The following is a 12,627-nucleotide window of genomic DNA, read 5'->3' as shown; positions in this document are numbered from 1 at the left end:
ATGTCCCCCGGGGCTTCGCCCCTCCTCCTTTATTTCGCTGCGCAAGGCACCCCATCGACGTGAGCGTTGTACAGAGAAGTGGCTGATCGCGCGATCACCAGCGGCGTGTCCAGGTGCGAAGGGCATCGGGTGTCTCCCGCAGCGAAATAAAGGAGGAGGCGAAGCCGGAGGACATTCGCGGTGGGAGACACCCGGTGGCCTTCGCACGCGCCCTGAACAGCACCAGGAACGGCACCAGGAACGGCACCAGGAACGGCACCAGGAACAGCACCAAGAACACAAGCAACTGGCGAAACAAAACGCCATGGACGACAACTGACATGGAAGCGCTCCTCAACCCTTCTTCAACCCAGGCGCCAGACAAGAGTCTGCTGCGCACCTGGGGCCCGCTCGCGCTGATCCTTGTGTTGATCGCGTTGCCGCTGCTGCCGCTGCCCGACTTCTGGATCATTCAGCTCAACTACATCGGCATCTACACACTGCCCGTGCTGGGCCTGGTGCTGCTCACCGGCGTGGGCGGACTCACCTCCTTCGGCCAGGCCGCGTTCGTCGGCATTGGCGCGTACACCACCGCCTACCTCACCGTGAACACCGGCCTGTCGCCATGGGTCACGCTGTTCATCGGCCTGGCGTTCACGGGCTTGAGCGCCGCGCTCATCGGCGCCATCACCCTGCGCATGTCGGGCCACTACCTGCCGCTGGCCACCATTGCGTGGGCACTGGCGCTGTACTACCTCATGGGCAACCTCGAGGCGCTGGGCAAATACGACGGCATTCTGGGCGTGAAGGGCCTGTCGCTGTTCGGCTTCGAGTTTGGCCAACAGCGACTGTTCTACGGCGTCGTCTGGGCCTTTGCAATTTTGGCGTCCTTCGCGGTGATCCGCCTGCTCGACTCGCGCAGCGGCCGCGCCATTCGCTCGCTGGCCGGTGGCTCGCAGATGGCCGAGGCCATGGGCGTGAACACGCTGCGCTTCAAGATCGGCATCTTCGTGCTGGCCGCCATGCTCGCGTCCATCTCGGGCTGGCTGTTCGCGCACTTCCAGCGCACAGTCAACCCGTCGCCCTTCGGCCTGAAGATGGGCATCGAATACCTCTTCATGGCCGTGCTCGGCGGTGCGGCCCACGTGTGGGGCGCCATTGCCGGCGCGGGCGTGGTCAAGCTGCTCGAAGACCAGCTGCAGGTGCTGCTGCCCAGGCTCATCGGCACGGCAGGCAGCTACGAGCTGATCGTGTTCGGCATCATGATCGTGCTGGTGCTCAAGTACCTGCCCGAAGGGCTCTGGGCCTTCGTCGACCGACGCCTGCCGCGCCCGCGCCGCAGCGTCGACTGGCAAGGCGCCAAGGACCTGCCCGCGCGCGCCAAGCCGGCCCCCGGCGAAGTGGTGCTCGACGTGCAGGCCATCCGCAAGACCTTCGGCGGGCTGGTGGCGGTGAACGACATCAGCTTTCAAACCCGCGCCGGGCAGATCGTGGGCCTGATCGGGCCGAACGGCGCGGGCAAGTCGACCACCTTCAACCTGGTGACGGGCGTGTTGGGCCTGTCGGGCGGCGCGGTGCGTTTCCGTGGCGAGGCCATCGGCGGGCTCGGTGCGCGGCAGATTGCGCAGCGCGGGGTGTCGCGCACCTTTCAGCACGTGAAGATGGTGGCGGACATGACGGTGCTGGAGAACGTGGCGCTGGGTGCGCACTTGCGTGGGCGCAAGGGCGCCGTTGCAGCCATGTTGCGCATCGACCGTGCCGAAGAGCGCGCGCTGTTCCGCGAGGCGGAGCGTCAGTTGCAGCGCGTGGGCATGGGCGACTATCTGCACGAGATTGCAGGCAACCTGGCGATGGGTCAGCAGCGTCTGCTGGAGATTGCGCGCGCGTTGTGCGCCGACCCGGCGTTGCTGTTGTTGGACGAGCCTGCTGCAGGTTTGCGTCACAAGGAAAAGGAAGCGTTGGGCAAGGTGCTGCGGCAGTTGCGCGGCGAGGGCATGAGCATCTTGCTGGTCGAGCACGACATGGGGTTGGTGATGGACATATGCGACCACATCGTGGTGATGGAGTTCGGCACGCACCTGATGGAGGGCACGCCGGCAGAGGTGCAGGGCAGCGACAAGGTGCGTGCGGCATACCTTGGGACGGAGCACTAGATGCGTGTCATCTGTTCGTTGCGTCGCGCTGTGTCTGCGGGGCGCTGTTGTTCAGGGCGCGCCCCCGCCGACGGGGTGCCTTGCTCCGCGAATGTCCCCCGGCCTTCGGCCTCCTCCTTTATTTCGCTGCGCAAGGCACCCCATCGGCGTGTGCGTTATTCGGAGCAGTCGTTGATCAGCGGAACACCCAGAGCGTGCCCAGGTGCACAGGGCGTCGGGTGCTCCCCGCAGCGAAATAAAGGAGGAGGGGCGAAGCCCCGGGGGACATTCGCGGAGGGGAGTACCCGGCGGCCTGTGCACGCGCCCCGAACACGAGCTCCAAACAACCGACCCAAACAACCAAAGCACCCAGCAGCGCAGCAACCGACATGACGAACACCCCTCCCCTGCTACGCATCCGAGACCTGCACGTCGGCTACGGCCGCGCCGAGGTACTGCACGGCATCGACCTGCAGGCCGACCAGGGCAGCGTCGTCACCGTGATCGGGCCGAACGGCGCCGGCAAGTCCACCCTTCTCAATGCACTGATGGGGGTGTTGCCTTCGAAGGGTGTCATTGAATTCAAAGGCCAATCCATTTCGGCCCTTTCGCTCGAAGAACGCGTGATGCTCGGCATTGCACTGGTGCCCGAGAAACGCGAACTGTTCGGCACCATGCCGGTGGAAGACAACCTCGTGCTCGGCGCGTTTCGCCAGGTGCGCCTGCGCAACAAACAATGGCGCGACCGCATCGACGAGGTGTACACGCTGTTCCCGCGCCTGAAAGAACGCCGCGCGCAACTGGCCGGCACGCTCTCGGGCGGCGAACGGCAAATGCTGGCCGTGGGCCGCGCGCTCATGTCGCGCCCCACCCTGCTCATGCTCGACGAACCCAGCCTGGGCCTGGCCCCGCTGGTGGTGCAGGAGATCTTTCGCACCGTCGATGCACTGCGCGCCACCGGCGTGACCATCCTGCTGGTGGAGCAGAACGCACGCGCCGCGCTCGAAGTGGCCGACCACGGATATGTGCTCGAAATGGGCAGCGTGAGCCTGGAAGGCGAAGCCAGGAAACTGGCTGTCGATTCGCGCGTGATCGACACCTACCTGGGTGCGGCCAAGAAGGCCGCCTGACCACAAAGCAAAGCCGCGGCTCGCGCGGCAAGGAGACGACATGACACGACAGCGCCACCTTCACCTGGGCCTGTGCGCCACCGCGCTCGGCGTTGCCGCATTGCTCGCGGCCTGCGCGGGCCAACCCACCACGCAGCGCGCGCCGCACGCGCCCCTGGCCGCCGCACGCCCCGGCACGCTGCAGACCTGCACCGACCTTGCAGCCCGCGCCGCGCTGCCGGGCACCGTCTACACATCGGCCACCGAAGTGCCCGCCGGCACCGTCACGGTCGGCGGCGTGGCCATGAGCGCGCCGGCGCACTGCCTCGTGCAGGGCCGCATGAACGAGCGCACGAGCCCGGCCGACAACCAGCGCTACGCCATCGGCTTCGAAATGCGGCTGCCCATGGCATGGAACGGCCGCTTTTTCTATCAGGGCAACGGCGGGCTCGACGGCGTGGTGGTGCCCGCACTGGGCGGCGTGGGCGTTGGCGGGCCGCGCAGCAGCGCGCTGCAGATGGGCTTTGCCGTCATCAGCTCCGACGCCGGCCACGCGGGCGCGATGGGACCGCGCTTCGGGCTCGACCCGCAGGCGCGGCTCGACTACGGCTACAACGCCGTCGCGCAGCTCACGCCCATGGCCAAGAACCTCATCGCCAAGGCCTACGGCCGCGCGCCCGACCGCTCTTACTTCGGCGGCTGCTCCAACGGCGGGCGCCATGCGATGGTGGCCGCGGTGCGCTCGGCCGATCAGTACGACGGCATCCTCGCGGGCGACCCCGGCTTCAATCTGCCGAAGGCGGCGGTGGCGCAGCTCTATGGCGCGCAGCAGTACGCTGCCGTGGCCAGCGCGAAAACGCCGGCCGGCCAGCCCGACACGCAGAGCGCCTTCACACCCGCGGAGATGACACTGGTCGCCGACAAGGTGCTGCAGCGCTGCGACGCGCTCGACGGCCTGGCCGACGGCATCGTGTCGAACGTGCAGGCCTGCCAGACGCGCTTCGACATCCAAACTGCCGTGCCCACCTGCGCCGCGGGCGTGCGCGACGGCCAGTGCCTCAGCGCGCCGCAGAAGACGGCCCTGGCCAATGTGTTCAAGGGCGCGCGCAACAGCGCGGGTCAGCCGATCTACAGCAGCTTTCCGTTCGACGCGGGCGTGAGCGGCAGCAACTGGCGCGACTGGAAGTTCGCCAGCCCGCAGACGCGCGACGCCGGCGCGGTGGCCTTCATCTTCAGCACGCCGCCGCTGGCCGACCGGGCGCAAGGCCTGCCCTTTGCGTTGGGCTTCGACATGGACCGCGACGCACCGCGCATCGGAGCGACCGACGGCGTGTTCGGCGTGTCGGCACTGTCGTTCATGACACCGCCGGACGCGGCCAACCTGGGCGCGCTGCGCGACAAGGGCGGCCGCATGATCGTGTACCACGGCACCAGCGACCCGGTGTTCTCATCGAACGACACCGCCGCCTGGTACGAGCGCGTGCAGGCCGCCAACGGCGGCGATGCCTCCGCCTTTGCGCGCTACTTTCCCGTGCCCGGCATGAACCACTGCGCGGGCGGCCCGGCCACCGACCAGTTCGACATGCTGAGCGCGCTGGTCGACTGGGTCGAGCAGGGCAAGGCGCCCGCATCGGTCACCGCTTCCGCGCGCGGCGCGGGCACGCCGGTGCCCAATGCCGAGGTGCCGGCCAACTGGTCGGCGCAACGCACGCGGCCGCTGTGTCCCTACCCGCAAGTCGCGACCTACACCGGTGGCGACACCGAACGCGCGAGCAGCTTCGCCTGCAAGCTCCCAACCCCCTGAAACCCTGATCGGTTGAAGACAACAAGCGCCTCCATGGACTACCAGCCCCGCCCCGACGACGTTCGCTTTCTGCTCAACGCCGTGCTCGACGCGCCCGCGCGCCTGGCCGCGCTCGCGCCCTTTGCCGAGGTCGACGAGGCACTGCAGTCGCAGGTGCTCGAAGAGGCGGGCCGCTTCGTCGGCGCGGTGGTGGGACCGCTCAACCGGGGCGGCGACGAAGTCGGCTGCCGCTTTGCAAATGGCGATGTCGTGTCGCCGCCGGGCTTTCGCGAGGCCTACCAGGCCTTCGTCGATGGCGGCTGGCCCGCGCTCTCGGCCGCGACCGAAGACGGCGGACAAGGCCTGCCCGCGGTGCTCGAAGCCGTGCTCTACGAATGGCTCAGCGCGGCCAACCACGGGTTCACGATGGCGCCCGGCCTGCTGCACGGCGCCTATGCCTGCATCAAGCACCACGGCAGCGACGAGCTGAAGCAGCGCTACCTGTCGAAGATTGCCACCGGCGAATGGCTCGCGACCATGTGCCTCACCGAAGCCCACGCCGGCAGCGACCTGGGCCAGGTGCGCACGCGCGCCGCGCCGCAGGCCGACGGCAGCCTGCGGTTGAGCGGCGGCAAGATATTCATTTCCGGCGGCGAGCACGACCTCACGCCGAACATCGTGCACCTGGTGCTGTGCCGATTGCCCGATGCACCGGCCGGCCCCAAGGGCCTGTCGCTGGTGCTGGTGCCCAAGCTGCTGCCCGACGGCACGCGCAACACAGTGCACTGCGAACGCATCGAAGAAAAAATGGGCCTGCACGGCAGCCCCACCTGCAGCCTGCGCTTCGACGACGCCACCGGCTGGCTGGTCGGCGAGCCCGGCCGCGGCCTGGCCGCGATGTTCGTGATGATGAATTCGGCGCGTCTGCATGTGGCGCTGCAAGGCATCGGCCTGCTCGACGCCGCCTGGCAGAAGGCCGATGCCTATGCCGCCGAGCGCCGCCAGATGCGCGCGCCCGGCCCGGTGCCCGCGAGCCGCGGCGGCGAGAGCGCCGACCTGATTGCCGAGCACCCCGCGGTGCGCCGCATTCTGGACACGCAGCGCGCCTGGATCGACGGCACGCGCACCCTGGCCTACCGCAGCGCGCTGATGCTCGACGTGGCGGTGCACGACACCGACCCCAAGGCGCGCGAGCGCGCGCAGCGCTGGTGTGCGTTCGTCACGCCGGTGCTCAAGGCCGCGTGCACGCAGCAGGCCTTTCTGGGCGCGAGCGAATGCCTGCAGGTGTTCGGCGGCCACGGCTATGTGCGCGAATGGGGCATCGAGCAGGTGGTGCGCGACGCGCGCGTGACCATGATCTACGAGGGCACCAACGAGATCCAGGCCATCGACCTGCTGGTGCGCAAGGTGCTGCCCGATGGCGGCGCGGGCATGTCGGCGGTGCTGCTCGAACTGCGCGACACGCTGGACGCCTCGCGCGAGGCCGATGCCGACGTGCAGCGCCGCCTGGCGCAACTGCGCTACCTGGGCACCACGGTGGCGATGGCCGCGCATGCCAACCCGGTGCTGCCGTATGAGGTGGCGGACGACTACCTGCGCGTGACCGTGCTCACGCTGATGGCGTGGGCCTGGGCGCGCATCGAGGCTGCGGTGCCGCAGGATGCATCGAAGGCCCGCGCGGCGGCCGCCTTCCGGCGCTGGGTGCTGCCCGAGTTCGAGATGCGCCTGGGCATCGTCAAGAAGGCCTGCGAGACGGTGGCGCTGACGCATGCGGCGGCGCAAGCAGCGGCCCCCACGGCCGAGGCCAAGTAGCCCTGCCTGCCCCCGTTCTGCACTTGCCGCAAGTTACGCTCACCCCATGCCCTCTTCCCCGAAATCCGCTGCCGCCAAAGGCCCCTCAGCCGTGGCGCCGCAAGGCAAGCCGGACCGGCTCGACGCCCGCATGCTCGAAGCCCTGGTCGGCTACAACGCGCGCCGCGCGTGGCTGGTCGTCAGCGCCTTCTTCGCGGAGCGCATGGCGCCCTACGGGCTCAAGCAGATCGACTTCTCGGTGCTCTCGCTGCTGGCGCACAACCCCGGCGCCACGTCGCGCCAGCTGTGCAATGCGCTGGACATCCTGCCGCCGAACCTGGTGAGCCTGGTGGCCACGCTGGACAGCCGGGGCCTCATCGAGCGCCGCCCGCATCCGCACGACGGCCGCGCCGTGGGCCTGCACCTCACGCCCGCCGGCGACACGCTGGTGCGCGAGGCCGAGCAGGCCGTGGTGCAGCTGGAGGCCGACGCCAGCGCCAAGCTCAGCGCCCGCGAGCGCGAGACGCTGATCAAGCTGCTGCAGAAGATGTATCTCTAGCCGGTAGCGGATGCGGAGGCTGTAGCGGCCTCAGAGGCCTCGCTCGACCATGTCGATCAGCTGCTGGCCAAGCCCGTGCGCCGCATCGGCCGGCAGCTCGCGCAGCGGCCCGTCGATGATGAGCAGCGCCAGCCCGTGCACCGCCGACCACGCGAGGTATTCGGCATTGCGCCGCCGCGCCGGGTCGAGCACGCCGGCCGCCACCAGGCTGTCGACCGCCTGGCACAGCAGCTGGAACGGGTCGAGCCCACCCGCACCGGCCTTGTCGGGCCCAAGGGCGCCGGCACCCTCGTCGGAAATGACGAACGCGGTGCGGAACAGCCCGGGCTCGGCCTGCGCGAACCGCAGGTAGGCGGTGCCCACGGCGCGCAGTTGCGCGCGTGCGGCATCGGCGGGCGGCTGGTCGGCCGGCAGCACGGCCAGTTCCTGTTCCATCGCGCCGGCGGCGGTGGCCAGCGCGGCCTCGCGCACGGCCATCAGCAGTTCGCGGCGGCTTGCAAAGTGGCGGTAGGCCGCGTTGGGCACCACGCCCGCGCGCCGCGTGGCTTCGCGCAGCACCACCGCGTCGGGGCCGCCGTCGCGCGCCAGCTCGATGCCCGCGTCCAACAAGGCCCGGCGCAGGTCACCGTGGCGGTAGGTGCTGCGGGCGGGCGGCAGGCTTTCGGGGACGTTGTTCAGCTTCATCGAAATTCCATGTGGACACTGTCCATTGTCCTTGCTATTCTTTGTGTACGGTGTACACAAGGTAATCAGATTGTTTGCGGGCCAATACACCGGCGGGCTTACCGCACACCTCACTCCGCTCAAAGGAATTGCCATGAAAGTCCAGTCATATCTCTCGTTCGAAGGCCGCTGCGACGAGGCCATCGGCTTCTACAAGAAGGCGCTTGGCGCTGAAGTCGTCCAGCTCATGCGCTACAGCGATGCGCCTGCGCAAGCCCCGTCGGGCAATGCCGACGAAAGCTGCAGTGGCACCATGCCGTCGCCCGACAAGGTGATGCATGCGGTGGTGCGCATCGGCGAGACCGAGGTCATGGTGTCCGACGGCCGCTGCTCGGGCCGGGCCGAGTTCAAGGGCGTGATGCTGGCGCTCACCGCCAACACCGACGCCGAGGCCCACCAGTGGTTCGACGCGCTGGCAGATGGCGGCCAGGTGCTGCAGCCGCTGATGAAGACCTTCTTCACCTCCAGCTTCGGCATGCTGAACGACCGCTTCGGCGTGGCCTGGCTGCTGGTGGTGGCCCAACCGAGCTGACGTTGCGCCGCGCCATCATGAATGAAGCGCAGCTTTGGCGGCACGGCCAGCGGCAAGGGCGCCACCTGTGCGTGGGAGGGCAACAGCCAGGCGGGCGCGGGACGCATGGAAATCGTCGAGTCGGTGCCTTCGTCGAAGGTGGCGATCAAGCTCGACTTCGTCCAGCCCTTCGAAGGCCACAACATGGCCGACTTCACGCTGCAGCCCATCTGAAGACGGCCACCGAAAAGTAACTCTCCAAGGAAACCTCATGTCCCCCATTCACGCCTACCTCACGTTCGACGGCAACGCAGCCGAGGCCATGCGCTTCTACGAGAAGACGCTCGGCGGCACCCTGCACACGATGATGACCATGGCCCAGGCGCCCGGCGCCGAGCAGTTCCCGCCCGGCGCGGCGGACCGCATCATGCATGCCGCGCTGACTTATGGCGACGGCATGCTCATGGCCTCCGACACCATGCCCGGCCAGCCCTACGAAGGCATGAAGGGCTTTGGCGTTGCGCTGACGCTGGACACCGTGGCCGAAGGCCAGCGCGTGTTCGACGCTTTCGCCGACGGCGGCAAGGTGACCATGCCCTTCGGCAAGACCTTCTGGGTCGAGGTCTTCGGCATGGTGACCGATCGCTTCGGCACGCCCTGGCTCGTCAACGGCGGCAAGCCCCTGCTGTGACGCGCATGAGCGGCACGCCCGACAACCGCAAGCGCTGGCTCGCCCTGATGGTGCTGTGCCTGGGCGTTCTGATGATCGTGCTCGACACCACCATCGTGAACGTGGCGCTGCCATCCATTCGCACCGACCTGGGCTTCAGCGAGACCTCGCTGGTGTGGGTGGTCAACGCCTACATGCTCACCTTCGGCGGCTTCCTGCTGCTGGGCGGGCGGCTGGGCGACCTGTACGGCCACCGCCGCGTGTTTCTCGCGGGGCTGGTGCTGTTCACGCTGGCCTCGCTGGCCTGCGGCGTGTCGCGCTCGCAGGGCCTGCTGGTGGCCGCGCGCGCGGTGCAGGGCCTGGGCGGCGCGGTGGTGTCGGCCGTGTCGCTATCGCTCATCATGAATCTGTTCACCACGCCCACCGACCGCGCCAAGGCCATGGGCGTGTACGGCTTCGTGTGCGCGGGCGGCGGCAGCATCGGCGTGCTGCTGGGCGGCCTGCTCACGAGCACGCTGAGCTGGCACTGGATCTTTCTGGTGAACCTGCCGATCGGCGTGGCGGTGTATGCGCTGTGCGTGGCGCTGCTGCCCGCCGCGCGCGGCCAGGCGCACGGCGAAAAGCTGGACGTGGCCGGCGCGCTCAGCGTCACGCTGTCGCTCATGCTCGCGGTGTACGGCGTGGTGAATGGCAACGAGGCCGGCTGGGCCTCCGCGCAAACGCTGGGGCTGCTGGGCGCGGCCGTGGCGCTGCTGGCGGTGTTCATCGCCATCGAGTCGCGCGTGCGGCACCCGCTGATGCCGCTGGGCCTGTTCCGCCTGCGCAGCGTGTCGGTGGCCAACGTGGTGGGCGTGCTGTGGGCCGCGGCCATGTTCGCGTGGTTCTTCATCTCGGCGCTGTACATGCAGCTGGTGCTGAACTACACGCCCATGCAGATCGGCCTGGCCTTTCTGCCGGCCAACATTCTCATGGCGGTGTTCTCGCTCGGGCTGTCCGCGAAGATCGTGATGCGTTTCGGCATTCGCAAGCCGCTGGCCGGCGGGCTGTGGCTGGCGGCCATCGGGCTGGCGCTGTTTGCGCGCGCGCCGGTCAGCGGCAGTTTTGTGGCGGACGTGCTGCCCGGCATGGTGCTGCTCGGCCTGGGCGCGGGCATGGCACTGAACCCGCTGCTGCTGGCGGCCATGAGCGAGGTGCGCCCCACCGACTCGGGCCTGGCCTCCGGCGTGGTCAACACCGCTTTCATGATGGGCGGCGCGCTGGGCCTGGCCGTGCTGGCCAGCGCCGCGGCCGCGCGCACCGCGTCGATGGAAGCGGCCGGCGCGCAACTGCCGCTGGCGCTCACCGGTGGCTACAACCTGGCGTTTCTGCTGGGGGCCGCGTTCGCGGCGATGGCGGGCCTCATCGGTGCGTTGCTGCTGCGCCCCGCCGTGCCGGTGCTCACGCAGAGCGAAGAAGAAACGGCAACCGATGGAGCGCCGGCTTCGTGAGCGGCACGCCATGGCGGCGGCTTCACGCCCGTCACCACCTTGCGACGCTCAGGCCAGGAACCCGTCGTACACCAGCTTCAGTCCGGTCAGCAGCATGCCCAGGTACACGAAGCGATAGAACCAAGTCGCGTCGATGCGCCGCGCAATGCGAATGCCGACCCACACGCCGAACGGCGCGATGGGCATCAGCACCAGCGAGGTGGCCAGCGTGCGAAGGTCGATCAGGCCGAGCCAGGCGTAGGGAATCCACTTGCTCAGGTTCACCACGAAGAAGAAGTACGCCATGGTGGCCGTGAACACCACCGGCGTGAGCCGCAGCGGAATGACGTAGGCATTGATCGGCGGGCCGCCCGCGTGCGCAATGAAGCTGGTGAAGCCAGACACCGTGGTCAGCACCGCGCCCATGCCGCGCGAAGGCAGCGGGTCGTTGGGCTTGGGCGGGAACAGCAGGCGCTGCGCCAGAAACACCAGCGTGAACACACCCACGATGCCCGCCACCGTGTGCGCCGACAGCATGCGAAACAGCAGCGTGCCGATCACCGTGCCCAGCAGCCCGAACGGAATCAAAAACTTCAGCAGGGAGCGGTCGAAGTCGCGCCGGAACGCGGCCAGGCCCAGCACGTCCATCAGCAGCAGCAAGGGCATGAGGATGGCTGCCGCCTGCGGCACGGTGACGGCCAGCGCCATCATCGGCACCGCGAGCGAACCGAAGCCCGCGCCAAAGCCGCTCTTGCTGATGCCGAGCAGCAGCACGGCGGGAATGGCGACCGCGTAGAAGTGCGGGTCGGTGATCAGGGGAAAGGCCATGGGAATGAACAGCGCGAAAAAAAGCCCACCGGGTCGGCAGGCTTGGCGAGGGTAGCAGGATGAGGCGGGGCCCGCTGGTCTCCTCGAAGAGCTCAGCAGGGTCAGCGCGTGGGGTTCAGCACAAAGTCGAAGTCCAGCCGCCACCGCCCATTGGCCTGCCGGGTCCACGGCGCCACCAGCGACTGGCGCACCGCGAACACCGCGTCGGAGTCGAGCCACTCGTCGCCGTCGCGAAACACGTGGGTAATGAGCCGCTCGTAGCCCGGCGCCTCGATCTTGAAATGCAGGTGCGCGGGCCGCCACGGGTGGCGCTTGGTGGCGCGCAGCAGGTCGCCCACGGGGCCGTCGACCGGTATCGGGTAGGCCACCGCCACCACGCTGCGAAAGTGCAGCGAGCCGTCGGCGGCGGTGCGCAGCGTGCCGCGGTTTTCCGCATGGTCGAGCCCGGCGTGCTGCACGTCGTAATGGCCGCCGGCATCGGCCTGCCACACGTCGACGACCGCATCGGCCACCGGCTCGCCGCCGAGCCCGCGCACGGTGGCGTACACGTCGCAGGGCTCGCCCTCGGCGCCGTTGGCCACGTCGTCGCCGTGTTCGTATTCGGGCGCGCCGTCGAAGTAGAAGGGGCCGAACACGGTGGCCTCGGTGCAGCCGGCGGGCTTGTCGTTGTTCATGGCGATGGTGAGCATCGACAGGCCCAGCACGTCCGAAAGCAAGATGAATTCCTGGCGCTTGTCGTCGCACTTCTGGCCGGTGGCGGTGAGGTACTGCACGCCCTGAAACCACTCTTCCTCGGTGAGCTTCACCTCGCGGGCGAAGGCGTGCACATGCTGCACGAGGCTGGTCATGATCTCGCGCAGCCGCGGGCTGGGCGTGTCGGCAAAGCGTGCGAGCACGGCCTGGGTGATGTTGTCCTGGTCGAGGTTGCGCATCGTGGCGTCTCCGTGTTGTCTCTGGTGTGTAGGGGGCACTTTGGGGCCCACTGTAGGCCGCATGCCGCGCCCATGAAAGCACCCGGGGCGCAAATGATTTTTCCGCCCAGCGGAACGGTCGTGCCCGGCTGCGCCAGAATTGCC

General features: G+C 68.6%; 13 protein-coding genes. 9 read left to right on the top strand and 4 right to left on the bottom strand.

Going from position 1 to position 12,627, the window contains the following annotated elements:
• Nucleotides 1-94: 94 nt before the first annotated feature.
• The gene (locus tag VLK31_RS29375; protein ID WP_409172016.1) at nt 95-322 is read right to left on the bottom strand and encodes a hypothetical protein; all 228 of its coding nucleotides are present in this window, start codon (nt 320-322) and stop codon (nt 95-97) included.
• On the opposite strand from VLK31_RS29375, the gene VLK31_RS29370 reads away from it, so the two are divergent.
• From VLK31_RS29370 to VLK31_RS29350, 5 genes are all read left to right on the top strand, one after another.
• On the top strand, nt 321-2,132 hold the full coding sequence (locus tag VLK31_RS29370; protein WP_409172015.1) for an ABC transporter permease subunit: 1,812 nt from the start codon (nt 321-323) through the stop codon (nt 2,130-2,132). The genes VLK31_RS29375 and VLK31_RS29370 overlap by 2 nt on opposite strands.
• 368 nt (nt 2,133-2,500) lie before the next feature.
• A complete protein-coding gene (locus VLK31_RS29365; protein WP_409172014.1) occupies nt 2,501-3,241 on the top strand; it encodes an ABC transporter ATP-binding protein in 741 nt (246 codons plus the stop codon).
• Between the two features lie 40 nt (nt 3,242-3,281).
• Complete coding sequence (locus VLK31_RS29360; protein ID WP_409172013.1) at nt 3,282-5,024, top strand: tannase/feruloyl esterase family alpha/beta hydrolase; 1,743 nt, start codon at nt 3,282-3,284, stop codon at nt 5,022-5,024.
• A gap of 33 nt (nt 5,025-5,057) precedes the next feature.
• Nucleotides 5,058-6,815: an acyl-CoA dehydrogenase family protein gene (locus VLK31_RS29355; RefSeq protein ID WP_409172012.1), complete on the top strand. Its 1,758-nt coding sequence runs from the start codon at nt 5,058-5,060 to the stop codon at nt 6,813-6,815.
• A gap of 46 nt (nt 6,816-6,861) precedes the next feature.
• A complete protein-coding gene (locus VLK31_RS29350; protein ID WP_409172011.1) occupies nt 6,862-7,353 on the top strand; it encodes a MarR family winged helix-turn-helix transcriptional regulator in 492 nt (163 codons plus the stop codon).
• 30 nt (nt 7,354-7,383) lie between these two features.
• Here VLK31_RS29350 and VLK31_RS29345 read toward each other — a convergent pair whose 3' ends face one another.
• Nucleotides 7,384-8,037, bottom strand: a complete 654-nt coding sequence (locus VLK31_RS29345) for a TetR/AcrR family transcriptional regulator (RefSeq protein WP_409172010.1) — start codon at nt 8,035-8,037, stop codon at nt 7,384-7,386.
• A gap of 133 nt (nt 8,038-8,170) precedes the next feature.
• Between VLK31_RS29345 and VLK31_RS29340 the strand changes: the two genes are divergently transcribed.
• Genes VLK31_RS29340 through VLK31_RS29325 form a run of 4 tightly spaced genes read left to right on the top strand, consistent with a single transcriptional unit; the run spans nt 8,171 to nt 10,744 of the window.
• Nucleotides 8,171-8,608, top strand: a complete 438-nt coding sequence (locus VLK31_RS29340) for a VOC family protein (protein ID WP_409172009.1) — start codon at nt 8,171-8,173, stop codon at nt 8,606-8,608.
• A 21-nt stretch (nt 8,609-8,629) separates the two neighbouring features.
• Nucleotides 8,630-8,821, top strand: coding sequence for a hypothetical protein (locus tag VLK31_RS29335; protein ID WP_409172008.1), 192 nt, complete (start codon nt 8,630-8,632; stop codon nt 8,819-8,821).
• 37 nt (nt 8,822-8,858) lie between these two features.
• Entirely contained in the window at nt 8,859-9,278 is a 420-nt protein-coding gene (locus VLK31_RS29330) for a VOC family protein (RefSeq protein WP_409172007.1), read from the top strand.
• 5 nt (nt 9,279-9,283) lie between these two features.
• A complete protein-coding gene (locus VLK31_RS29325) occupies nt 9,284-10,744 on the top strand; it encodes a DHA2 family efflux MFS transporter permease subunit (RefSeq protein ID WP_409172121.1) in 1,461 nt (486 codons plus the stop codon).
• 48 nt (nt 10,745-10,792) lie between these two features.
• On the opposite strand, the gene VLK31_RS29320 is transcribed toward VLK31_RS29325, so the two are convergent.
• A complete protein-coding gene (locus VLK31_RS29320) occupies nt 10,793-11,551 on the bottom strand; it encodes a sulfite exporter TauE/SafE family protein (protein WP_409172006.1) in 759 nt (252 codons plus the stop codon).
• Nucleotides 11,552-11,652: 101 nt separating this feature from the next.
• Entirely contained in the window at nt 11,653-12,483 is an 831-nt protein-coding gene (locus VLK31_RS29315) for an intradiol ring-cleavage dioxygenase (RefSeq protein ID WP_409172005.1), read from the bottom strand.
• Nucleotides 12,484-12,627: the final 144 nt, after the last annotated feature.

Origin of the sequence: Variovorax sp. H27-G14 (genome assembly GCF_046156345.1) — a bacterium.
GTDB lineage: Bacteria > Pseudomonadota > Gammaproteobacteria > Burkholderiales > Burkholderiaceae_C > Variovorax.
The sequence above is the reverse complement of the archived record's forward strand: the minus strand, read 5'-3'. Positions and strand labels throughout refer to the sequence as shown.

Coding starts and splice junctions, on each gene's coding strand:
- VLK31_RS29345 (WP_409172010.1), bottom strand. CDS start 8,037: ATGAAGCTGAACAACGTCCCCGAAAGCCTGCCGCCCGCCCGCAGCACC.
- VLK31_RS29330 (WP_409172007.1), top strand. CDS start 8,859: ATGTCCCCCATTCACGCCTACCTCACGTTCGACGGCAACGCAGCCGAG.
- VLK31_RS29350 (WP_409172011.1), top strand. CDS start 6,862: ATGCCCTCTTCCCCGAAATCCGCTGCCGCCAAAGGCCCCTCAGCCGTG.
- VLK31_RS29335 (WP_409172008.1), top strand. CDS start 8,630: ATGAAGCGCAGCTTTGGCGGCACGGCCAGCGGCAAGGGCGCCACCTGT.
- VLK31_RS29370 (WP_409172015.1), top strand. CDS start 321: ATGGAAGCGCTCCTCAACCCTTCTTCAACCCAGGCGCCAGACAAGAGT.
- VLK31_RS29360 (WP_409172013.1), top strand. CDS start 3,282: ATGACACGACAGCGCCACCTTCACCTGGGCCTGTGCGCCACCGCGCTC.
- VLK31_RS29340 (WP_409172009.1), top strand. CDS start 8,171: ATGAAAGTCCAGTCATATCTCTCGTTCGAAGGCCGCTGCGACGAGGCC.
- VLK31_RS29325 (WP_409172121.1), top strand. CDS start 9,284: ATGAGCGGCACGCCCGACAACCGCAAGCGCTGGCTCGCCCTGATGGTG.
- VLK31_RS29315 (WP_409172005.1), bottom strand. CDS start 12,483: ATGCGCAACCTCGACCAGGACAACATCACCCAGGCCGTGCTCGCACGC.
- VLK31_RS29355 (WP_409172012.1), top strand. CDS start 5,058: ATGGACTACCAGCCCCGCCCCGACGACGTTCGCTTTCTGCTCAACGCC.
- VLK31_RS29365 (WP_409172014.1), top strand. CDS start 2,501: ATGACGAACACCCCTCCCCTGCTACGCATCCGAGACCTGCACGTCGGC.
- VLK31_RS29375 (WP_409172016.1), bottom strand. CDS start 322: ATGTCAGTTGTCGTCCATGGCGTTTTGTTTCGCCAGTTGCTTGTGTTC.
- VLK31_RS29320 (WP_409172006.1), bottom strand. CDS start 11,551: ATGGCCTTTCCCCTGATCACCGACCCGCACTTCTACGCGGTCGCCATT.